Source organism: Citrobacter sp. wls706 (assembly GCF_005281305.1).
GTDB lineage: Bacteria > Pseudomonadota > Gammaproteobacteria > Enterobacterales > Enterobacteriaceae > Citrobacter > Citrobacter werkmanii.
In genome coordinates this window covers 68279-90953 of the sequence record NZ_SZXG01000031.1, presented here as the reverse complement: position 1 = coordinate 90953, position 22675 = coordinate 68279, and the positions used below count along the sequence as shown (strand labels likewise).

At 50.7% G+C, this 22675-nt stretch carries 26 protein-coding genes; 14 read left to right on the top strand and 12 right to left on the bottom strand.

The annotated features are described in order from the left end of the window. Positions 1-49: 49 nt before the first annotated feature. The 6 genes from flgG to flgB are packed head-to-tail and all read right to left on the bottom strand — an operon-like array spanning position 50 to position 4418. On the bottom strand, positions 50-832 hold the full coding sequence (flgG, locus tag FDW92_RS11030) for a flagellar basal-body rod protein FlgG (RefSeq protein WP_006685087.1): 783 nt from the start codon (positions 830-832) through the stop codon (positions 50-52). Positions 833-845: 13 nt separating this feature from the next. Continuing rightward, positions 846-1601, bottom strand: a complete 756-nt coding sequence (locus tag FDW92_RS11025) for a flagellar basal body rod protein FlgF (RefSeq protein ID WP_042309200.1) — start codon at positions 1599-1601, stop codon at positions 846-848. Positions 1602-1621: 20 nt separating this feature from the next. Beyond that, positions 1622-2857 carry a flagellar hook protein FlgE gene (gene flgE, locus FDW92_RS11020; RefSeq protein ID WP_042309201.1) on the bottom strand — a complete coding sequence of 412 codons (1236 nt, stop codon included), beginning with the start codon at positions 2855-2857 and terminating at the stop codon, positions 1622-1624. A gap of 26 nt (positions 2858-2883) precedes the next feature. After that, complete coding sequence (flgD, locus tag FDW92_RS11015) at positions 2884-3582, bottom strand: flagellar hook assembly protein FlgD (RefSeq protein ID WP_042309204.1); 699 nt, start codon at positions 3580-3582, stop codon at positions 2884-2886. An 11-nt stretch (positions 3583-3593) separates the two neighbouring features. Next, positions 3594-3998 (bottom strand): flagellar basal body rod protein FlgC, encoded by a 405-nt coding sequence (gene flgC, locus FDW92_RS11010; RefSeq protein WP_006685091.1) that lies wholly within the window; start codon positions 3996-3998, stop codon positions 3594-3596. A 3-nt stretch (positions 3999-4001) separates the two neighbouring features. Then, positions 4002-4418, bottom strand: coding sequence for a flagellar basal body rod protein FlgB (flgB, locus tag FDW92_RS11005; protein ID WP_038639692.1), 417 nt, complete (start codon positions 4416-4418; stop codon positions 4002-4004). Between the two features lie 157 nt (positions 4419-4575). On the opposite strand from flgB, the gene flgA reads away from it, so the two are divergent. The 3 genes from flgA (at position 4576) to flgN (ending at position 6048) form a co-directional block, all read left to right on the top strand. After that, entirely contained in the window at positions 4576-5235 is a 660-nt protein-coding gene (gene flgA / locus FDW92_RS11000; RefSeq protein ID WP_042309340.1) for a flagellar basal body P-ring formation chaperone FlgA, read from the top strand. Positions 5236-5328: 93 nt separating this feature from the next. Next, positions 5329-5622, top strand: coding sequence for a flagellar biosynthesis anti-sigma factor FlgM (gene flgM, locus FDW92_RS10995; protein ID WP_042309206.1), 294 nt, complete (start codon positions 5329-5331; stop codon positions 5620-5622). A 3-nt stretch (positions 5623-5625) separates the two neighbouring features. Then, on the top strand, positions 5626-6048 hold the full coding sequence (gene flgN / locus FDW92_RS10990; protein WP_069323314.1) for a flagella biosynthesis chaperone FlgN: 423 nt from the start codon (positions 5626-5628) through the stop codon (positions 6046-6048). Between the two features lie 83 nt (positions 6049-6131). On the opposite strand, the gene murJ is transcribed toward flgN, so the two are convergent. The 4 genes from murJ to rimJ form a co-directional block, all read right to left on the bottom strand. Further along, complete coding sequence (murJ, locus tag FDW92_RS10985) at positions 6132-7667, bottom strand: murein biosynthesis integral membrane protein MurJ (protein ID WP_038639684.1); 1536 nt, start codon at positions 7665-7667, stop codon at positions 6132-6134. Between the two features lie 198 nt (positions 7668-7865). Further along, positions 7866-8789, bottom strand: coding sequence for a Gfo/Idh/MocA family oxidoreductase (locus tag FDW92_RS10980; protein ID WP_042309210.1), 924 nt, complete (start codon positions 8787-8789; stop codon positions 7866-7868). Between the two features lies 1 nt (position 8790). Next, entirely contained in the window at positions 8791-9438 is a 648-nt protein-coding gene (locus FDW92_RS10975; RefSeq protein ID WP_042309211.1) for a YceH family protein, read from the bottom strand. A gap of 32 nt (positions 9439-9470) precedes the next feature. Then, on the bottom strand, positions 9471-10055 hold the full coding sequence (gene rimJ, locus FDW92_RS10970) for a ribosomal protein S5-alanine N-acetyltransferase (RefSeq protein WP_006685101.1): 585 nt from the start codon (positions 10053-10055) through the stop codon (positions 9471-9473). Between the two features lie 259 nt (positions 10056-10314). On the opposite strand from rimJ, the gene mdtH reads away from it, so the two are divergent. The 9 genes from mdtH (at position 10315) to FDW92_RS10925 (ending at position 17061) form a co-directional block, all read left to right on the top strand. Then, positions 10315-11523, top strand: a complete 1209-nt coding sequence (mdtH, locus tag FDW92_RS10965) for a multidrug efflux MFS transporter MdtH (protein WP_042309213.1) — start codon at positions 10315-10317, stop codon at positions 11521-11523. A 114-nt stretch (positions 11524-11637) separates the two neighbouring features. Next, entirely contained in the window at positions 11638-12198 is a 561-nt protein-coding gene (locus FDW92_RS10960; protein WP_042309216.1) for a lipoprotein, read from the top strand. Between the two features lie 105 nt (positions 12199-12303). Further along, entirely contained in the window at positions 12304-13350 is a 1047-nt protein-coding gene (gene pyrC / locus FDW92_RS10955) for a dihydroorotase (RefSeq protein WP_042309218.1), read from the top strand. A 65-nt stretch (positions 13351-13415) separates the two neighbouring features. Continuing rightward, a complete protein-coding gene (gene dinI, locus FDW92_RS10950) occupies positions 13416-13661 on the top strand; it encodes a DNA damage-inducible protein I (protein ID WP_006685106.1) in 246 nt (81 codons plus the stop codon). 341 nt (positions 13662-14002) lie between these two features. Continuing rightward, the gene (gene bssS / locus FDW92_RS10945; RefSeq protein ID WP_003036154.1) at positions 14003-14257 is read left to right on the top strand and encodes a biofilm formation regulator BssS; all 255 of its coding nucleotides are present in this window, start codon (positions 14003-14005) and stop codon (positions 14255-14257) included. A gap of 114 nt (positions 14258-14371) precedes the next feature. Then, positions 14372-15487 (top strand): N-methyl-L-tryptophan oxidase, encoded by a 1116-nt coding sequence (solA, locus tag FDW92_RS10940; RefSeq protein ID WP_042309220.1) that lies wholly within the window; start codon positions 14372-14374, stop codon positions 15485-15487. Between the two features lie 54 nt (positions 15488-15541). Next, positions 15542-15655 carry a YceO family protein gene (locus FDW92_RS10935; RefSeq protein ID WP_003036148.1) on the top strand — a complete coding sequence of 38 codons (114 nt, stop codon included), beginning with the start codon at positions 15542-15544 and terminating at the stop codon, positions 15653-15655. 262 nt (positions 15656-15917) lie between these two features. Beyond that, the gene (locus tag FDW92_RS10930) at positions 15918-16484 is read left to right on the top strand and encodes a cytochrome b (RefSeq protein ID WP_042309222.1); all 567 of its coding nucleotides are present in this window, start codon (positions 15918-15920) and stop codon (positions 16482-16484) included. 1 nt (position 16485) lies between these two features. Beyond that, positions 16486-17061, top strand: coding sequence for a YceI family protein (locus tag FDW92_RS10925; RefSeq protein ID WP_042309224.1), 576 nt, complete (start codon positions 16486-16488; stop codon positions 17059-17061). Between the two features lie 47 nt (positions 17062-17108). Here FDW92_RS10925 and FDW92_RS10920 read toward each other — a convergent pair whose 3' ends face one another. Beyond that, entirely contained in the window at positions 17109-18161 is a 1053-nt protein-coding gene (locus FDW92_RS10920) for a rhodanese-related sulfurtransferase (RefSeq protein WP_042309226.1), read from the bottom strand. Between the two features lie 220 nt (positions 18162-18381). Between FDW92_RS10920 and FDW92_RS10915 the strand changes: the two genes are divergently transcribed. Both FDW92_RS10915 and mdtG read left to right on the top strand, forming a co-directional pair. Next, the gene (locus tag FDW92_RS10915) at positions 18382-19302 is read left to right on the top strand and encodes a Kdo(2)-lipid IV(A) acyltransferase (protein ID WP_038639653.1); all 921 of its coding nucleotides are present in this window, start codon (positions 18382-18384) and stop codon (positions 19300-19302) included. Between the two features lie 154 nt (positions 19303-19456). Continuing rightward, on the top strand, positions 19457-20677 hold the full coding sequence (gene mdtG, locus FDW92_RS10910) for a multidrug efflux MFS transporter MdtG (protein WP_042309229.1): 1221 nt from the start codon (positions 19457-19459) through the stop codon (positions 20675-20677). A gap of 64 nt (positions 20678-20741) precedes the next feature. On the opposite strand, the gene FDW92_RS10905 is transcribed toward mdtG, so the two are convergent. Then, the gene (locus FDW92_RS10905; RefSeq protein ID WP_042309341.1) at positions 20742-22073 is read right to left on the bottom strand and encodes a sensor domain-containing diguanylate cyclase; all 1332 of its coding nucleotides are present in this window, start codon (positions 22071-22073) and stop codon (positions 20742-20744) included. Positions 22074-22675 lie beyond the last annotated feature (602 nt).

Below are 22675 nucleotides of genomic sequence, written 5' to 3'. Positions count from 1 at the left end.
TCTTCAAAATCCGTGTGCCGGTGAGGCTCTCACCCCACCGGACCCCACTTTAGAGTTGCGTCAGTTTTTGCAGCATCTGATCGGTAGTCGATACCGCTTTACTGTTGATTTCGTAAGCGCGCTGAACCTGGATCATGTTTACCAGCTCTTCCGCCACGTTGACGTTAGAGGTTTCAACATACCCCTGGTACAGCAGACCCGCGCCGTTCAGCCCCGGTGTACTCTCATTTGGCGCGCCGGATGACTGCGTTTCGGTGTACAGATTCTCACCAATACTTTCCAGGCCGGTGTCGTTCATAAAGGTGGTCAGGTTAAGCTGCCCGACCTGAACAGGCGCAGCCTGACCCTGTTGGGTCACACTGACAATACCGTCACGTCCAATGGTGATGCTGAGCGCATTAGCCGGGATGGTGATGGCAGGCTGAACCTGGAAACCACCCGCGGTCACCAGTTGACCGTTCTGATCCACCTGGAAAGAACCGTCACGGGTATAAGCTGACGTACCATCAGGCAGCATGACCTGGAAAAAGCCCTGGCCTTTAATCGCCACATCTTTACTGTTATTGGTTTGCGACAGGTTACCCTGGCTGTGTAAACGCTCGGTTGCCACCGGACGCACACCGGTACCAATCTGCAAACCGGAAGGCAGTGTGGTTTGTTCAGAAGACTGGGCGCCAGGCTGGCGAATCGTCTGATACAACAGATCTTCAAACACCGCACGTTGGCGCTTAAATCCGTTGGTGCTGACGTTTGCCAGGTTGTTGGCAATCACATCCATGTTGGTTTGCTGCGCATCCAGGCCGGTTTTGGCGATCCATAATGAACTGATCATAAAATGTCCTGTGTTAACTCATCGACAGCAGTTGGTTGGCGCGGCCCGCGTTATCATCCACGCTACTGATAATCTTCATTTGCATTTCGAAACGGCGAGCGTTGGCGATCATGTCGCTCATCGCGGCAACCGGCTTGACGTTGCTACCTTCCAGCACGCCCGACATAACGCGAATGCTGGGGTCGGCCTGTAACGTCGCCCCACGGGTAGCCTGCGCGGCCTGGGTCAGACGAAACATACCGTCATCACCACGTTGCACTTCATTCCCCATCGCCTTGACCAGTTTCAGACGCCCAACGGGCGCAACCGTATTGGCCGGATCGCCAGGGTTAAGCGCCGAGATCGTCCCGTCAGCCGCAATGGTGACTTCGGAACCTTCCGGTACGGCTATCGGCCCGGCTTCACCGATTACCGGATGCCCCTGAATAGTCAGTTCACCCGTAGGGCTTACCTGAATGGCACCATTACGGGTATACCCTTCGCTACCGTCCGCGGTTTGCACAGCCAACCAGCCATCTTGTTGCAGCGCCACGTCCAGCGGGCGGGAGGTATAGTCCATCTGGCCCGGCGTCATGTCGGCCCCTGGCGTGGAGGCCACTACCAGCGTACGCGTCGGTAAAGACAATCCTTCTACAGGAACCGCACGCAGCGCATTGAGCTGCGCACGAAACCCTGGCGTGGAGGCGTTTGCCAGGTTGCTGGCCGTCACCGCCTGTTGATTCAGCGTCTGACTGGCCGCGCCCATAGCGGTATAAATTGCGTGATCCATTAAGCCATCCCGTCAGGCGCTTAGCGCAGGTTGACCAGCGTGTTGAGGATCTGATCCTGGGTTTTGATAGTCTGCGCGTTCGACTGATAGTTACGCTGAGCGACGATCATATTCACCAGTTCTTTACTCAAATCCACGTTTGATGCTTCCAGCGCACCGTTGGTCAGTTTGCCGAAGTTACCTTCGCCTGCGGTACCCAGCAGCGCCACGCCAGAAGCCTGTGTAGCAGCCCAGACGTTGTCGCCCTGAGACGCCAGCCCCTCGTTGTTGGCAAAGTTTGCCAGCACGATCTGGCCCAGTACCTGTTGCTGTTCGTTGGAGTAATTACCGACCACGGTACCGTCATTGTTAATCTGATAGCTGACCAGATCGCCCGGCTTGTAGCCGTTCTGATTCGTGGCGACGATGTTGTTGGCGCCGGTGTTCTGCTGCATGGAGTTCAGGAAGCTCAGGGAGAATTTTGCGGTATCTGCACCGTTAATCTGCCCTGTTTCGATGTTGATGTCCGTTGCTCCTGGCGTACCAGTTGCCGTGGCGCTAATCCCTAAAAACGCACCATTGTTGTTAAACTTCATAAACCCGGCTGGTTTTGCAGCTTCGCCAGTTGAAGCATCCTGAGTATGAATTTCCCAGGTGTTGCTCTCTGCGTTTTTGACATAAAAAATGTTCATGTCATGGGCGTTACCCTGGCTATCGAAAACGGTAACGGTGCCTTTTTTGTTGTAGGAGTCCGCGTCGCTTGGACTAAACGGAGTTTTGGTTGGCACCTTGTCAGTGGAATTCAGGTTGATCTGCATTGACGCGGTAGTCGTGGTTTTCGCCGCCATCAGCGTATTCGGAATAGTGATCGGCGCCGGGTTAGCACCTTGCTGTATTGTCGGCGGTGTACCGGTAGCAGGATAACCTGTCAGTTGCAGCCCCTGCATGTTGACGATATTGCGGTTTTCATCGAGCTTGAACTGACCGTTACGGCTGTAGAATACAGAGCCGTTGCTGTCTACCATGCGGAAAAATCCGTTCTGGCTGATAGCCACATCCAGTCCGCGTCCGGTGTTGGTGGTAGTACCATCGGTAAAATCCTGGGTAATACCCGCAACTTTAACCCCCAGTCCCACTTTAGAACCGGCGAACATATCGGCAAAAGAAGCCGTACCAGATTTAAAACCGTAGGTAGCGGAGTTGGCGATGTTATTACCAATGACATCGAGGTTGGTCGCTGCAGCGTTCAGACCGCTGACCGCTTGAGAAAAGGCCATGACTTACTCCTGATAAGTGTGTGGGCTTAGATTATTTGCCGTACTTCGTCGAGGGTGGTGGTTCCATAGGTGCCCAGGTCCAGCGTATTACCGCCGTTACTGCGAATAACACCCTGCACCAGCGCAAACTGAAGCGGCTGCGCCACCAGTTGCGTTCCGCCATTGCTGGCAGCAATTGAGACGTTATAAGAACCGCTTGGCGCATCCGTGCCATCGGTCATGGTGCCGTCCCAGGTAAAGGTATGAACACCGGCTTTCAAGCCGCCGATATCAATAGTGCGTATCACTTTGCCGTCTTTATCGGTAATCGTTGCGGTGACCTTATCTGCCGGCTGTTGCAGCTCAACGCCAAACGGCGTCGTGGTCGTTTTCGCACCCTCTTCCGTACCTTTACCGGTCAGGATGGTGGTGCCGGGGATCATGACACCATGGCCAATCAGCGTACTGGCCTGCAGCGACTGACTGTTATCGATCTGCCCGGAAATAGACCCCAGCGTGGTGTTCAGTTTCTCAATCCCACTTACGGTACTGATTTGCGCCAGTTGGGTGGTCAGTTCGTTGTTTTGCAGCGGATTGGTTGGGTCCTGGTTTTTCAACTGTGCGACCAGCAGCGTCAGAAAACTGCTTTGCAGGTCAGCGGCATTACTGCCCGTCAGGGAGCTATTCCCGGTGGCGGCTTTAACGCCTGTATTGCTCGGGTCATTCATGGTTACAGCAATAGACATATGCGCCTCCTTTACTGGCCTAACGTAAGCGTTTTGAGCATCAAGCTTTTCACGGTGTTGAGCACTTCGACGTTTGCCTGGTAGCTACGCGAGGCTGACATGGTGTTAACCATCTCGCCGACGACGTCCACATTCGGCATTTTTACGTAGCCGTTCGCATCGGCCAGCGGGTTACCCGGCTCATAGACCAGCTTATCCGGCGCCTGGCTTTCAATAACGTCAGCCACTTTTACGCCGCCTGTAGCTGCACCTGGCGCGGCATCAACCTGAAAAACAACCTGCTTGGCGCGATACGGCTGACCGTCGGGTCCGGTAACGCTATCCGCATTCGCCATGTTGCTGGCCGCCACGTTCAGGCGCTTAGACTGCGCCGTCAGCGCAGAGCCTGCGATATCAAAAATATTTAACAGCGCCACGAATTAGTTCCCTCCTTGCAGCACATTCATCATGCCTTTGATTTGTCCACCCAGCGCGGTCAGCCCCATTTGATATTTGAGACTGTTGTCGGCAAATTGCGTACGCTCCCGGTCCATATCCACCGTATTGCCATCCAGAGACGGCTGGTCAGGAATGCGATAGAGCAATTCCGTAGCGGGAGCAGAAGCGGTTTGGGCCGGAATATGTTGTGCAGAGGTCAGCGTCAACGAGACGCCGCCGGTTTGTTCCCGTCCACGCACCATGACTTTTTTCAATTCACTGGCGAAATCCAGGTCGCGCGCCTGATACCCCGGCGTGTCGGCATTGGCAATGTTGGCGGCCAATATTTCCTGGCGCTGGGCGCGCAAATTCAGCGCTTCCTGTTGAAAACGTAAGGCGGCGTCGAGCTTATCGAGCATATCTCCTCCGCAAATGACAAAATTCAGCCGACAGCTTAAATCCCATTACGCGCGCGTTATCGCCGGAATAAACGCAAAATGCGTCGCTATTTGTTGCGTTGATGACTGCGTCACACAGGTAAAATCCTGTCACTACCTGAAAAAGCGCGAGGTTTTGATGCAAACGTTTAAACGTGGAATAGTTGTGGCAGCACTGCTGTTCAGCCCTATGACGCTGGCGCAAGACCTGAATTCACAGCTGACGACATGGTTTTCCCAACGTCTGGCCGGATTTAGCGATGAGGTGGTCGTCACTATCCGTACGTCGCCTAACCTACTGCCCAGCTGCGAACAACCCGCATTAAGCGTGTCAGGCAACGCGAAACTGTGGGGCAATGTGAACGTGCTGGCCCGCTGCGCCAACGAGAAACGTTATCTGCAGGTGAATGTGCAGGCCACGGGAAACTATGTGGTTGCCGCCGCGCCCGTCGCTCGGGGCAGCGCGCTAACCTCGGCCAGCGTGACGTTAAAGCGAGGTCGGCTGGACCAACTGCCGCCGCGCGCCGTGTTAGATTTGAATCAGGTGCAGGACGCGGTGAGTCTACGCGATCTCGTTCCAGGTCAGCCGATACAGCTTTCAATGTTGCGCCAGGCCTGGCGGATCAAAGCCGGTCAACGCGTACTGGTTATCGCCAACGGCGATGGTTTTCGGGTGAATGCCGAAGGTAAAGCGCTGAATAATGCCGCCGTCGCACAGAATGCGCGAGTGCGGATGATTTCAGGCCAGGTGGTGAGCGGCATCGTCGATTCTGATGGGAATATTCTTATTAACCTATAATAGGTTAAAGATTTTTTAGCGTGTGCCGATAGATAAACAACCAATGATTACAGCGGGCCGCTATAGCGTAACCCCTCGATGAGGATAAACAAAATGAGCATTGATCGTACCTCACCATTGAAGCCAGTCAGTACCGTTCAGCCACGTGAAACCAGCGATGCGCCGGTACAAAAAGCGCGGAAGGAAAAAACCACCGCGACAAACAGCACCAGCGTCATGCTGAGCGACGCCCAGGCCAAACTGATGCAGCCCGGCACCAATGACATCAATATGGAACGCGTCGAAGCATTGAAAACTGCGATCCGTAACGGTGAGTTGAAAATGGATACTGGAAAAATTGCCGACTCGCTTATTCGCGAGGCACAGAGCTACTTACAGAGTAAATAAAGTATGACTCGTTTGTCAGAAATACTTGATCAGATGACAACCGTCCTCAATGACCTGAAAACGGTAATGGATGCTGAGCAGCAGCAGCTCTCCGCAGGATATATCAACGGTAGCCAGCTACAGCGTATTACAGAAGAAAAAAGCTCTTTGCTGGCAACCCTTGATTATCTGGAGCAGCAACGCCGTCTGGAGCATGACGCCACGCGTAGCGCCAACGATGAGATTGCTGAACGCTGGCAGACGATCACCCAAAAAACGCAGCATTTGCGTGACCTCAACCAGCACAACGGTTGGCTGCTGGAAGGGCAGATTGAGCGTAATCAGCAAGCGATTCAAGTGCTGAAACCGCACCAGGAACCGGCGCTGTATGGCGCAAACGGTCAAACCTCTGCTGCGCACCGCGGCGGGAAAAAATTCTCTATTTAATGCCAGCCTGATCGCTCACAGTTTTCAGGCCAGCGCGTTCTGCAGGCCGGATACGGCGTAACGCCGCCATCCGGCAATGTCTGTTACGCCGTCCGGCGCACAAACTCTTTCACTTTAAAGCCCAGCACAGCAAGTGCGGCGAAGTAAGCTGCGATCCCAGCCACCACAACGGCCATCAGACGCAGTAAACGCCATAACATCGTTCCCTGTGACCAGTCCGGCATGATATAGAGCATCCCGAACAGCACCGCTGACATCACCACCACGGAAATTACCAGACGCGCCAGGAACCAGGCCCAGCCCGGTTGCGGGGTAAAGATTTTCTGTTTACGCAACTGCCAGTAAAGCAGCGAAGCGTTCAGACATGCCGCCAGACCAATCGACAGCGACAGCCCGGCATGCTTCAGCGGCCCGATAAACGCCAGGTTCATCACCTGAGTCATAATCAGCGTCACAATCGCAATTTTCACCGGCGTTTTAATATCCTGGCGCGAGTAAAAACCAGGGGCCAGAACTTTCACCACGATCAAACCAATCAAACCGACCGAGTATGCCACCAGCGCGCGCTGGGTCATGGCGGCATCAAAGGCGGTAAATTTACCGTACTGGAACAGAGAAACCGTCAGCGGTTTAGCCAAAATGCCCAACGCCACGGCGCTGGGTAATGCCAGCAGAAAACACAGACGCAGCCCCCAGTCCATCAGACGACAATACTCATCATGATTCCCGCTGGAAAAGCTTTTGGACAGCGATGGCAGCAGAATGGTCCCCAGCGCCACGCCAAGCACGCCGGACGGAAACTCCATCAGACGATCGGCATAGTACATCCAGGAAACCGAGCCGGAGGCCAGAAACGAGGCGAATATGGTATTGATGATCAGTGAAATCTGGCTGACGGAAACCCCGAGTATCGCCGGCCCCATTTGCTTGACGACGCGCATCGCCCCCGCATCGCGGAAGTTCACGCGGGGCAGCACCAGCATGCCAATTTTCTTCAGATGTGGCAGTTGATAAACCAGCTGCAGCACGCCACCGACGGTCACGGCCCACGCCAGCGCCAGCACTGGAGGATTAAAATAAGGCGCGGCAAACAGCGCAAAACCGATCATGCTGATATTCAAAAAGGTCGGCGCAAACGCCGGAATAGAAAAGCGGTTCCAGGTGTTAAGGATTGCGCCGACCAGCGAGGCCAGTGAAATCAGCAGGATATAAGGAAAGGTGATCCGCAGCAGTTGGGTAGTCAACGCAAATTTGTCGGCGGTGTCGGCAAACCCAGGTGCAGTGACTAAAATCACCCACGGCGCAGCCAGCATCCCGGCAACCGTCACCACGGCCAGCGCCAGCGTCAGCAGCCCGGATACATAGGCAACAAACACGCGGGTAGCATCTTCACCCTGCTTACTTTTGTATTCAGCCAGAATAGGCACAAACGCCTGAGAAAATGCGCCTTCAGCAAAAATTCGGCGCAGCAGGTTTGGAAGTTTGAAGGCCACAAAAAAGGCATCGGTCGCCATCCCTGCGCCAAAGATTCTGGCGACAATCGCATCACGCGCAAAACCCAGCACACGTGAAAACATCGTCATCGAGCTGACGGCTGCCAGCGACTTTAATAAATTCATCTATGTTGTATTCCAGACCCTGAGGCAAATCCCCGTATAACCAACATCGCCATCCGGCAATGTCACTGTGCCTGATGGCGACGCCGCAGCGTCTTATCAGGCCTACAAGCCAGCCTATGGTTGAAAAGAGGTGTTATTTTGAGTTGGCATATAGTACCTGGATTACAATGAATTACTACCGCCAGTTGTTACAGGGGGTTATTCAGCCATCGCCTCCCGCCATAGCTTTTCGACAACACGCTGGGCCAGTAGCGCCTGCTCGCCTGTCGTCTGAGGAACCGTCTGATTTTGCACACACTCAATGAAATGCCGCGCACATCCGGCAAAACCTCGCTGTTCTAAGGTCGTTTGCCAGCCTGCTATCGGCTTGTGTACAACACCTTGCCCGCGTTCTTCCCGCCATTCCCGCATATCCGTGACGTCAATCAGGCCCCCATCGGTCACCGCCTGAACGCTCTCACGCTGGCTACCGGCCCGGCGATGCATGCTGGTTGTAATCTGTAGATGATCGACAGAAAAATGGTGCTCGGCATAAAGCATTGCGCCAGAGTCATTAGTCAGCAGAGTGCCGCTATTTAACTGCGCGTTCCCGCCCGCCAGCCACAGCGCGGTATCGACCACGTGCAGATAATCGTCCAGCAGGGTGAAACGCAGGTCATGCGGTCCCACGCTGTCCGAACGATGCTTATCCATACGTACAGACGCTGCATTGCCCAGATGCGCCTTAAGATCCTGATACAGTGGCGCAAATCGGCGGTTAAAGCCGACCATCAACGTCAGTTTTTTCCGCGCGGCCAGCTCGACCAGTTGTTCAGCCTCACGCAGGTTTTCTGCCAGCGGTTTATCCACACACACATGGACCCCGGCATTCAGGAGTTCACTGACTACCGCAAAGTGCGTCGCGGTGCTGGAATGGACGAAAACCGCGTCGCAGGTTTTCGCCAGATTCACCAGGGAGTCAACGTAGGGTATGCGCCAGGTCTCACAGACACGCAGCGCTTTTTCCTGCGAAGGCGAAAACGCGCCTTGCAGCGTCCAGTCAGCGGAACTGCCCAGTACGGGCAGCCAGGCTTTTTGTGCAATGCCACCCAGACCGACAACGCCGATACGTAATTTATTCACGTTAGTCTCCCAGGTGCGCCAACAAAGAATCCAGCCGCTGCTTAAGTTCCGCGACTTCTGTTTCCAGGGCTTCAACGCGCGCCTGCAGATCGCCAGACGCAACCGGGAGTTCATCTGCCGCAGCGATGGGCTCATCAACATCACCGCAAAACAGGTGCATATAGCGACTTTCACGTTTACCCGGCTCGCGCGCCAGACGGATCACATAAGGACCATCTTCACGGGTCGCCAGTTTTTCCAGCGTCGACTCCACTTCAGCCATATCGCTGAATTCGTACATTCGCGATGCACGGCTTCGCAGTTCGCCCGGCGTTTGCGCGCCACGCAGCAACAGCGTGGTAACCAGCGCCACCTCGCCCGCACTGAGTTTCAGATTGCCAAATTCAGAGTTGCAGAAACGCTGCTCATATTTCGTGACGCGATTTCCAAAGCCGCTCACCGTACGCAGAAAATGCCGCTTCACCAGGTTATCAAGCTGATCCTGCACTTCCGATTCCGATAGATTCATCACCGGTTCACGATTCGTTTTTTGATTGCAGGCGGTGACGACGCCATTGACAGAAAGCGGATATTGTTCCGGCGTGGTGACCTGTTTCTCTAACAAACAGCCAATCACGCGAGCTTCGGTGGCGGTTAATTCGTATTTCATCGTTTTCTCCATTACTCAGGCTAACCTGAAACTTAGCGGCCAGGGGTCCATTCTGATGTGGTCAACGCCGTCAGCACGTGATCGCGCCACTGCCCGTCAATCAGCAGGTAATCTTTGGCATACCCTTCTTTTTCAAAACCCAGTCGGGCCAGCAAGTCACCACTACGTTTATTGTGTGGCATATAGTTCGCCATAATGCGGTGAATATGCTGCGTGCGCTGCATATAACGAATGGCCGAGGTTAAGGCTTCGTACATCAGCCCCTGCCCCTGCCACTTTTGCGCAATGGAATAGCCGAGATAACAGGCGTGGAAAGATCCCCGCACTACGTTCGAGAAATTCGCGACGCCGATAATCTCTTTTTCTTCCGGATCGAGCAGCGCAAAATAATACGCGGTGCCTTGTTTATGAAACTCAGAGATCATACTCAGACGCGCCTGCCAGCCGGAGGGATAACAGTGGCTTTCATCGCGAATAGGTTCCCAGGGTTTTAAGAAATGACGATTTTCTGCGTAATAATCTGCCAGACGCCAGGCATCACGCTCGTGCACCAAACGCACGACCAGGCGGTCCGTGGTTAAGCGCACTTTTGGCACGTTACTGCGATAGCCAAACATTCTATACCTACTCCTTCCCGTAACGTCTTCAATACGCTATTCGCGATACTATACCTGTGCAAATATGCCCTTTGAAAAGAGCAAATTGCCATTTTTTGAATTATTCACACATTTTGATGAAAACTCTCTATCAAGACGGACTTTTGATAAAAAAATATTGTCCCGCCAAGGGTGGGAAAAGCGATGACGACACCGCAGAATAGGAGGTGCTTATCTTTTAAACTCTAACCAGAGTGACGAGTTTTTCCCGGGAGGGGAAATGTCGCAAGTCTCGCAGGCAAGGAACCTGGGTAAATACTTCCTTCTCATCGATAATATGCTGGTCGTGCTGGGTTTCTTCGTCGTTTTCCCGCTGATCTCAATTCGCTTCGTCGACCAAATGGGCTGGGCTGCCGTTATGGTCGGGATCGCGTTAGGATTGCGTCAATTTATTCAGCAGGGTCTGGGTATTTTTGGCGGCGCTATTGCTGACCGTTTCGGCGCAAAACCAATGATCGTCACCGGTATGCTGATGCGCGCCGCCGGGTTCGCCACCATGGGTATTGCCCACGAGCCGTGGCTGCTATGGTTTTCCTGTTTTCTCTCCGGATTGGGCGGCACGCTGTTCGACCCTCCCCGCTCGGCGCTAGTGGTCAAACTGATCCGCCCGGAAAAGCGCGGGCGTTTTTTCTCTATCTTGATGATGCAGGATAGCGCAGGCGCCGTGGTTGGCGCGTTACTTGGCAGTTGGCTGTTACAGTACGATTTTCGCCTGGTCTGCGCGACAGGAGCCATTTTGTTTGTTCTGTGCGCGGCGTTTAACGCCTGGCTACTCCCGGCATGGAAATTGTCGACGGTGAAAATTCCGGTGCGTGAAGGGATGGGCCACGTGATGCATGACAAACGTTTTGTCACCTATGTTCTGACGCTGGCGGGTTATTACATGCTGGCGGTACAGGTGATGTTAATGCTGCCAATCATGGTGAACGACATCGCTGGCTCGCCTGCCGCGGTGAAATGGATGTATGCCATCGAAGCATGCCTCTCGTTAACGCTGCTCTACCCGATTGCCCGCTGGAGTGAAAAACGTTTTCGCCTTGAACATCGCCTGATGGCCGGTCTGCTGGTAATGTCTCTCAGCATGATGCCCATCGGTCTGGTCGGCAATCTACAGCAGCTATTCACGCTGATCTGCACCTTCTATATTGGCTCGATCATCGCCGAACCGGCGCGTGAGACCCTGAGCGCCTCGCTGGCCAATGCACGGGCTCGAGGAAGTTACATGGGCTTCAGCCGACTGGGCCTCGCCATCGGCGGCGCAATTGGTTATGTCGGCGGCGGCTGGCTGTTTGATATGGGCAAAGCCCTGGCGCAGCCTGAATTGCCATGGATGATGCTCGGTATTATCGGCTTCATCACCTTCCTGGCTTTGGGCTGGCAATTCAGCCACAAACGCCCAACGCGCGGCATACTGGAACCCGACGCCTGATAGCTAATCCGACGCTCGGGCACTTTTCAGTTTTTTCTGCTGGTGCCCGGGGCGCTGGTACTCGATGATGCTTTGTGTCACGATTACGCCACAAGCATCATGTTGAGGAACCCCATGAAAAAGCTTTTTTTTGCCGCTGCACTGATTGTCGGCGGCCTGTTGGTTGGTTGTAATCAACTTACGCAATACACGGTTAGCGAGCAAGAGATTAATCAGGCGCTGGCGAAGCATAATAACTTTTCAAAAGATATCGGTTTGCCCGGCGTTGCTGAAGCACACATCGTACTGAGCAATCTGGCCAGTCAGATAGGGCGTGAAGAGCCTAATAAAGTGACTCTGACGGGTGATGCCAACCTGGACATGAATTCCCTGTTTGGCAGTCAGAAAGCCACCATGAAGCTGAAGCTCAAAGCCTTACCGGTCTTCAATAAAGAGAAAGGCGCGATTTTTTTGCAAGAGATGGAAGTCGTGGACGCGACCGTGACACCAGAAAAAATGCAGTCGGTACTGCAAACGCTGATGCCGTATTTAAACCAATCGCTGCGTAATTACTTTAACCAACAACCTGCCTACATTCTGCAGGATGACAGCAGCCAGGGTGAAGCGCTGGCGAAAAAACTGGCGAAAGGTATAGAAGTGAAACCGGGCGAAATCATTATCCCCTTCACCGACTAATAAACCAGAGGGCGCTGATGCGCCCTTTTTTTTCGTGCAAACGAAAACGTTTCCGCTTATCCTTTGTTTCCGGCAAAAAAGACAATCCTCAGCCGGAGCATATTGATGACTGCACCATCCCAGGTTTTAAAGATCCGCCGCCCAGACGACTGGCATCTTCACTTTCGCGATGGCGACATGTTAAAAACTGTCGTGCCCTATACCAGTGAAATTTACGGCCGCGCCATTGTCATGCCGAACCTGGCACCGCCCGTCACCACAGTAGATGCAGCTATCGCTTATCGCCAACGCATTCTTGACGCGGTACCTGCCGGACACGACTTCACACCTTTAATGACCTGCTACTTAACGGATACGCTGGATCCCAATGAGCTGGAGCGTGGTTTCAACGAAGGCGTGTTCACCGCCGCGAAACTCTACCCGGCTAATGCCACCACCAACTCAACGCATGGCGTAACCTCTATTGACGCCATCATGCCGGTGCTGGAACGGATGGAAAAATTGGGTATGCCGCTGTTGGTGCATGGTGAAGTGACGCATGCGGATATTGATATTTTCGATCGCGAAGCACGCTTTATTGAGACAGTGATGGAACCGCTGCGTCAGCGTTTGACTGCGCTGAAAGTGGTGTTTGAACATATCACCACTAAAGATGCTGCCGAATATGTGCGCGACGGTAACGAGCTTCTCGCCGCTACTATTACGCCACAGCATTTAATGTTTAACCGCAACCACATGCTGGTCGGCGGCATTCGCCCGCACCTGTATTGTCTGCCAATCCTTAAACGTAACGTCCACCAACAGGCGCTGCGTGAACTGGTCGCCAGCGGATTTAGCCGTGCATTCCTTGGTACCGACTCAGCGCCACATGCGCGTCATCGCAAAGAATCCAGTTGCGGCTGTGCCGGGTGTTTTAACGCCCCGACCGCGCTGGGCAGCTATGCCACCGTATTTGAAGAGATGAATGCGCTGAGCCATTTTGAAGCCTTCTGCTCACTCAATGGCCCGCAATTCTATGGTCTGCCGGTGAATGAGACTTTTATTGAGCTTGAACGCGTGGAGCACCATGTCCCGGAGAGCATTGCGCTGGCAGATGACACACTGGTGCCTTTCCTGGGTGGCGAAACGGTACACTGGTCAGTAAAAAGCTAAAAAAAGTGTAGCCAACTGATTTGAATAACTGTATAAACAAACAGTATATTCAACAGGGGGCTATTATGCGTATTGAAGTCACTATTGCCAAAACTTCACCTTTGCCTGCCGGTGCGATTGACGCACTGGCAGGTGAACTCTCCCGTCGTATTCATCATCATTTTCCGGATAACGAAGGTAACGTTACTGTCCGTTATGCCGGGGCTAACAATCTGTCGGTAATTGGCGCGACCAAAGAGGATAAAGAACGCATCAGCGAGATCCTGCAGGAGACCTGGGAAAGCGCGGATGACTGGTTTATCAACGAATAAATAATGATATGCAGTGATGTTTGTTTGCCGGGTCGCCCCGGCTTTTTTATACGCACAGTTTTTAAAACAAATGCAGATTCAACCTTGCCGGCATTTAATTTAATATTAATTTCCTGGTCATCTTTTAACCAGAACAACAAAATAATTGTGCAACTTGCTAAAAAAAAATGAATGACATGTTGTTTTATTAGTCAGATAACGCTGAAAACCAAAAATTTATGCGCAGCCCTCTTTAAATTTTCAATGAATACCCTTATTTATTGATATACTGAAGTTGCTTCAGAAAAAAAATGCATTGAACCTCGAAAACCGTTGTCTAGTAACACGAATTAGGGGGCATGATGGAAAAGAATAATGAAGTCATTCAGACTCATCCGCTTGTAGGATGGGACATCAGCACCGTTGATAGCTACGATGCGCTGATGCTGCGTTTGCACTACCAGACCCCGAATCGACCGGACCCGGATGGGACTGAAGTTGGACAAACGCTCTGGTTAACCACTGATGTTGCCAGGCAATTTATTTCGATATTAGAAGCAGGAATCGCCAAAATTGAATCCGGCGATTACCAGGTAAATGAGTATCAGCGCCATTAAATCTGATACATCCAACCATCAAAAGGCACCTTAACGGTGCCTTTCTTATTTCCAGGTTGAATATTCCGGGTCAGTTATTTACCCTGCTACTATCGCGATTGCAGAGAGAAGCGGATGAAATACGACTTAATCATTATTGGCAGCGGTTCCGTGGGTGCCGCAGCCGGATACTATGCCACTCGCGCCGGTCTGAACGTTCTGATGATCGATGCACATATGCCACCGCATCAACAGGGTAGCCACCACGGCGACACACGATTAATTCGTCATGCATATGGCGAAGGTGAAAAATACGTTCCGCTAGTGCTGCGCGCGCAGACATTGTGGGATGAACTTTCGACCCAAAATGAAGAACCGATTTTTGTTCGCTCCGGTGTGATCAACCTAGGTCCGGCTGATTCAACCTTCTTAGCTACCGCAGCGCAAAGCGCGAAACAGTGGCAACTCAACGTCGAACATCTTGATGCCGCCGCCATCATGGCTCGCTGGCCCGAGATTCGCGTACCTGAAAATTATATTGGTCTGTTTGAAGCTGAGTCAGGCTTTTTGCGTAGTGAGTTAGCGATTAAAACCTGGATCCGCCTGGCTGAAGAAGCGGGCTGCGCACAGCTGTTTAAATGCCCGGTCACGGCTATTCATCATAGTGATGATGGCGTCACGGTAGAAACCGCCGACGGTGACTACCACGCCAAAAAAGCCCTGGTCAGTGCCGGGACATGGGTGCAGGCATTAGTACCGGAACTGCCGATACAGCCAGTGCGCAAAGTGTTCGCATGGTATCAGGCCGATGGGCGCTACAGCGTTAAAAATAACTTCCCGGCCTTTACCGGCGAATTACCAAATGGCGATCAGTTCTACGGTTTTCCGGCAGAAAACGATGAACTAAAAATTGGTAAGCACAACGGCGGACAGGCAATTCACGCTGCCGAAGAGCGCAAGCCGTTTGCTGCTGTGGCCAGCGATGGCTCCGAAGCCTTCCCATTCCTGCTTACAGTTCTGCCAGGCATTGGCTGTTGTCTGCACGGTGCATCCTGCACTTACGATAATTCGCCGGATGAAGACTTTATCATTGATACGCTACCTGAGCATGACAATACCCTGATCATCACCGGTCTGAGCGGGCATGGTTTTAAGTTTGCCTCCGTACTGGGGGAAATCGCAGCAGATTTTGCGCAGGACAAAGCGCCAGCCTTTGACCTGACGCCATTCAGGTTGAGTCGCTTTAAGTAATAATGCATTAATGGCCTCATGGTGAGGCCATTTTTAATGACAGGAATAACATTGATGCGGCGCATCTTTCATTATCTGGTAAATAATATTCGTGAGCATCTTATGCTTTACATTATTTTATGGTCGCTGCTGGCAATTATGGATGTGATATATATTATGTTTTTCTGATCGTATCTGGCTGACATTAATTGACAAAAACTGATAATTACTTAATTTTCATTGCAATAAACTGAACAAGAAAAACCCCATTCGCACCGTGTAATAAAGCCATCCCCTCGCACATTCCCTCTAATCATTTGATGATTATGTTCATACTCAATCAATTTAATTGATTTAAAAATAAATATCATCACCATTGTTATTTATTAGTTGCATTAATGTCTTTTACACGCCATTTTTATTCACTCCTGAAATATCTCGCGGTGTTCTTATGCAATACACTAATAGTCCACAGCGCTATGGCGTGGTGTCAGTCGCGTTACATTGGCTGGTTGCGATTGCTGTATATGGCATGTTTGCGTTGGGTTTATGGATGGTCACGCTCAGCTATTACGATGGCTGGTATCACCAGGCCCCTGAACTGCATAAAAGCATCGGAATCCTGCTCATGATGGGACTGGTCATCCGCGTTGCCTGGCGGTTGTTCTCCCCTCCTCCTCCTGCGCTGACAAGCTATTCCCGTTTAACCCGCATCGCAGCGGCAATGGGCCACCTTACACTGTACGCCCTGCTCTTTTCGATTGTTATCAGCGGTTATCTGATCTCGACCGCAGATGGCAAAGCGATAAGCGTATTTGGTTGGTTCGATATTCCCGCCACTCTTGCCAACGCGGGCGCTCAGGCCGACCTTGCCGGCAGCTTGCACCTGTGGCTTGCATGGAGCGTGGTGGTTTTATCGCTTCTTCATGGGCTTATAGCCCTGAAACATCACTTTATCGATCACGACGATACCCTGAAGCGCATGTTGGGAAAATCGTCATCTGACTATGGAGCTTAAAATGAAAAAAAACCTGCTGGGATTGACACTCGCCTCTCTGTTATTCACGACCGGCTCAGCCATGGCGGCAGATTACAAAATTGACAAAGAGGGACAGCATGCCTTTGTTAATTTCCGTATTCAGCACCTGGGTTACAGCTGGTTGTATGGCACGTTTAAAGATTTCGACGGTACATTCACCTTTGATGAAAAAAATCCTGCTGCCGATAAGGTCAACGTCACCATCAACACCAACAGTGTTGACACCAATCACGCCGAACGTGACAAACACCTGCGCAGCGCAGAGTTCCTTAACGTGGCCAAATTCCCGCAGGCGACCTTTAGCTCCACCAGCGTGAAGAAAGAGGGGAACGACCTCGATATCACCGGTAATCTGACCCTGAACGGCGTCACCAAACCGGTTACACTGGATGCGAAACTGATCGGTCAGGGTGGCGATCCATGGGGTGGCACGCGCGCCGGTTTTGAAGCGCAAGGCAAAATTAAGCTGAAGGACTTCAACATCACCACCGATCTCGGCCCTGCTTCGCAGGAAGTCGATTTAATCATCTCAGTGGAAGGTGTGCAGCAGAAGTAACGTATGAGTGTTGCCGGATGAGGTGACAGCCATCATCCGGCAAAATTTTATTGCGCGGGATCCGGAATACCCAGTTTGGTATTCAGACGACCGCGGGATTTATTAAAGATTTTGTTGCTATTTTCACGCCCGGCGCGACGACGTCGTTGCTCTTCTTCTGGCAACTCACTCTCTTCGCAGCACAGCTCACTGCAGCAGCCTTTATACTGCTGCGCGCAAGCCGGGCACTGAATAAACAGCAGATGGCAGCCATCATTTTTACAATTAGTGTGGCTGTCGCATGCGGTTCCGCACTGGTGACAATGCGCGATAACATCCTCAGATATCCTTTCTCCCATACGCTCATCAAAAACAAAATTTTTGCCGATGAAGCGTACCGGAAGCCCCTGTTCACGCGCCTTGCGGGCATATTCAATAATACCCCCCTCAATGTGCCAGACTTTGCTAAATCCGTTGTGCTTCATCCAGGCGCTGGCCTTCTCACAGCGGATCCCGCCCGTGCAGTACATAACGATCTTTTTATCTTTATGCTCCTGCATCATTTCAACCGCTTTCGGCAACTGGTCACGGAACGTATCTGCCGGGATCTCCAGCGCATTCTCGAAGTGCCCCACTTCATATTCATAGTGGTTGCGCATATCAATGAATACCGCGTCAGGGTCGTCCAACATGGCGTTCACTTCAGCCGCCTTCAGGTAGTCACCCACGTCGCTGGCGTTAAAGTCAGGATCATCAATCCCATCCGCCACAATGCGTTCGCGAACTTTCATGCGTAGCACCCAGAATGATTTTCCGTCATCGTCCAGGGCGATATTAAGGCGTAATCCATCCAGGGCAGGATCGAACGCATACAGCTGTTGGCGGAATGCATCCACATTGCTTTGCGGCACGCTAATTTGCGCGTTAATGCCTTCATGGGCAAGATATACACGCCCGAACACATTCAACGCAGTGAATAGTTGGTACAGCGCATCACGCGTATGTTGCGGGTCATCGATGGTGAAATATTTATAAAACGAGATCGTCGTGCGCGGCTCAGTCTCGGCCAGCATTTTGGCTTTGAGCGCGTCGTTTGAAATGCGGTTGTGTAACACTGGCATGGTGTACGTATCCTGCAAATTGGGAGTAAATGAAAATCGGCGGCATAATAAAGCAAACATCGCCAATTTACATCCACACATTTTACGCTACATTTCATACTTCACGATAAAAACACAACAACAATTGCCGATTTAATCACCGTTCTCCCGTCACAAATTTTTGATACGCGCGAAAAAATGCGACAATACAGGGAATTGGTCGTTTGAAGACAGGATAGACATGACGAATTTACCCAAGTTTTCGGCTGCACTACTGCATCCACGTTATTGGTTAACCTGGCTGGGTATTGGCATCCTTTGGTTAATCGTGCAGTTACCCTACCCGGTACTTTATAAGTTGGGCTGTGCATTAGGTCGTCTGGCGTTACGTTTGATGAAACGCCGGGCAAAAATCGTTTCACGTAATCTGGAGCTGTGCTTCCCGCAGATGAGTGAGCAGGAACGCCAGCAGATGGTCGTCAGGAACTTCGAGTCCGTCGGCATGGGCGTGATGGAAACCGGGATGGCCTGGTTTTGGTCCGATAAGCGCATTTCACGCTGGACAGAAGTGATTGGTATGGAACATATCCGTGACGTTCAGGCGCAAAAGCGGGGGATCCTGTTAGTCGGCCTACACTTTCTGACCCTGGAACTGGGTGCGCGTCAGTTTGGTTTGCAGGAGCCAGGTATCGGTGTGTATCGTCCTAATGACAACCCACTGCTCGACTGGTTACAGACCTGGGGCCGCATGCGCTCTAATAAATCAATGCTTGATCGTAAAGACCTGAAAGGAATGATTAAAGCGTTGAAAAAAGGCGAAGTGGTCTGGTATGCACCGGATCATGACTACGGCCCTCGCGCCAGCGTGTTTGTACCGCTGTTTGCCGTTGAACAGGCCGCTACGACCTCCGGGACCTGGATGCTTTCACGCATGTCGAATGCCTGCCTGGTGCCATTTGTTCCTCGCCGTAAGCCCGACGGTAAAGGGTATCAACTGATTATGCTACCGCCAGAGTGTTCACCGCCGTTAGACGACGCGGAAACCACGGCTGCATGGATGAATAAGATCGTTGAACAATGCATCATGATGGCCCCAGAACAGTATATGTGGCTGCATCGTCGCTTCAAGACTCGTCCTGAAGGCGCCCCTTCCCTGTACTAACACGCGGTTGCAGTCCAGTGGGCTGCAACCCCTCCTTACTCGCTTTAGGTTTAACTGCTATCCGCATTGCAGCAACTATCAACCGGGCGCATAATTAGTCTGCTTACTTATATTCAATCGATAGCGCATACAGCGCCTCACACTGCGGATCGTTATGTCACCCTCAGATGCCCCCATAAACTGGAAACGCAACCTCACCGTTGCCTGGTTGGGTTGTTTTTTAACCGGCGCAGCATTTAGCCTGGTCATGCCCTTTTTGCCCTTGTACGTTGAGAGTCTCGGCGTCACGGGCCATAGCGCCCTGAACATGTGGTCAGGTCTGGTGTTCAGCATCACCTTTTTGTTTTCAGCTATCGCCTCCCCTTTCTGGGGTGGCCTTGCCGACCGCAAAGGGCGAAAAATCATGCTGCTGCGTTCCGCGTTGGGTATGGCTATTGTGATGCTGCTGATGGGGCTGGCGCAAAATATCTGGCAGTTCCTGGTTTTGCGCGCGCTGTTGGGTCTGCTCGGCGGTTTCATTCCCAACGCCAATGCGTTGATCGCCACCCAGGTTCCACGCAATAAAAGCGGCTGGGCGCTGGGAACGCTCTCTACCGGCGGCGTCAGTGGCGCACTGCTCGGGCCGCTGGCAGGTGGACTACTCGCTGACCAGTATGGATTGCGTCCCGTATTCTTCATTACCGCCAGCGTACTGCTGGTCTGTTTTATCCTGACGCTATTTTTTATCCGCGAGCGTTTTCAGCCGGTAAGCAAGAAAGAGATGCTGCACATACGTGAAGTCGTGGCCTCGTTAAAAAATCCCAAACTGGTGCTGAGCCTGTTTGTCACCACCTTAATCATTCAGGTGGCGACCGGTTCCATTGCGCCAATCCTGACGTTATACGTGCGGGAATTAGCCGGAAACGTCAGTAATATCGCGTTCATTAGTGGGATGATTGCCTCCGTACCCGGCGTAGCGGCGTTAATCAGTGCCCCAAGGCTTGGCAAACTCGGTGACCGGATTGGCCCGGAGAAGATCCTGATCGTCGCACTGATTATTTCCGTGCTATTGCTGATTCCAATGTCATTTGTACATACGCCCTGGCAATTGGGCGTTCTGCGTTTTTTATTGGGTGCTGCCGATGGCGCTCTGCTCCCGGCGGTGCAAACGCTGCTGGTCTATAACTCAACCAATCAAGTTGCCGGGCGTATTTTCAGTTACAACCAGTCATTTCGCGACATCGGTAACGTAACGGGACCATTAATGGGGGCGGCAATATCCGCCAATTACGGCTTTCGCGCGGTTTTCTGCGTGACCGCGGGGGTTGTACTGTTTAACGCGATCTACTCGTGGAATAGCCTGCGCCGTCGCCGAAGCGTTGAGCTCGCTGGATGATTTGTCTATATTGCCTGAATCCGAAGAGTAAACTTTGCGTTTTCAGGCAGTATTCATTTTACTTTTAATGATAATAGTAACACACCTTATTCCTGCCAGAGTTTTTGGCGTCATACAACGCAGCATCGGCATAAGAAACAACTTTATCCGCCGAATCATCATCAGCTTTGCTACAATATACACCGATGCTGATCGTCATCTTTTCTTTTAAATCATAGGCATTGGGTATGGTCGTTCCATGCTCAACATTTCTTCTGATTCGTTCTGCAACGACAAGAACTTCATCTTTATCCTTGCACTTAAGAAGAATAGCAAACTCTTCACCGCCAATGCGTGCAAAGATATCCGAGTCTCTAATTGACTTGTTGATTATATCAACAATACTTATTATTACCCGATCCCCCTCCTGATGCCCATAGGTATCGTTAATTCGTTTAAATTTGTCGATATCCAGGACCATTACGCAAACCACGCCTTTCGCTAGCGATGTTTTTAACGATCTATAGAACAGCTTTCGGTTGTATATTTTGGTCATGGCATCTTTGATAGCCGAATCCGTTTCTTTTTTTAGAATAATAAAAGTGTTATACATTAATATCGATATTATACAAAGGGTACTGATCACCTCAATCCCTCTGCTGATATACCAAATATACATACTATATTCATCTAAGCTTAATAGCAGTACATTAGTTAATATTCCTGAGCAACACAGTAAGCCGATACTTTTCCATAAGATATTATGTGTTTTAGTTTTGATGACCAAATACAGCAGAACCAACCCCCAGGCAACAATCAGTGAATAAATGTAGCCAATATGCCAGTGTACAGTTACGTTGTCGGGTTTTAAGCTCGTAATCTCAAGGGTCATGCCCGGATTATAACTGGCCAGGCTATGCGCCAGTACAGCGATAGCCAACATGATTAAAAACGCCACCGCTATATAGCATGGTTCTCTTTCTTTAGTTTCAATTATTGTCGAAGATGCTTTATAAGATTTCAAGGATACAAATAACAAGGCAATAAAACTAAGTTGGCGAAAATAATAGAATATAGCGATATCGTTAGTTCTTTTTTCTATCGAAGTGTGATCATTAATTAAATCCTGAACGATATAAATAGTTTCCACAAAGAAAATATTATTGCTAAGAAACGCCATGCCTAAGATCATAAGACACGTTAGATCTTTCCTGCATAAATACTGAAACAACATAAAAAGGAAAATAATTCCATATAAAAAGAACAAGCCTACTATGATAATCAAATATATTGTTTGCGGAACGCTCTGTATTGTTAATTTAAACTGCGTAAGACATAACCCACCAAGAATATAGCTGATTAAGCAAGTTATATAGAACGCCATCAACTTCCTGTTATTTGAATTACTGTTTTCCATAACATCCTTAGGAGTATTCTTGAGTTGGCATTTTATATAATAAAGCATAAGCATTTGCAATCTATATAGCCGTACAACTTCAGTGATATTTATTCATTTATTATTTAATGATTTTTTATCCATTTATAACATCTGGTATTAATCATCTATTATTAAGTATCTTTTTTTAAAACGCCTCACGCCATTAACAGATGTTGCACATGGCGGATACTTAGTCATTACTTTTACGCTTCTTGAGTTCAGTATCCCTCAATAATTACCTCTGTGATTTTTTCACATTAATATATATTTTTTCCTTTATTTTAATAAGGTTAGACATCCTCTCATCAGAACAATGGGCATTGGCACAATCAAAAACTCGAATAAATACGTATTAAATCTGAAGATTCATTTATATAACAGTATCGTTTATTTATTTGATTTTCATTACGCCACAGCTAACCACACACATTACCTTTTTTTCTCAAATTCGCGGTCGTCCATTACGCCAACTTCAGTATCTCGCATTGTAAATTTTTCCATACCAATCGAAGACGTCATCATAAAACCTTGTCGTCGCTACCAACGGCTGGCATTCATTTAGGTTAGCTCTGCAGTCAATG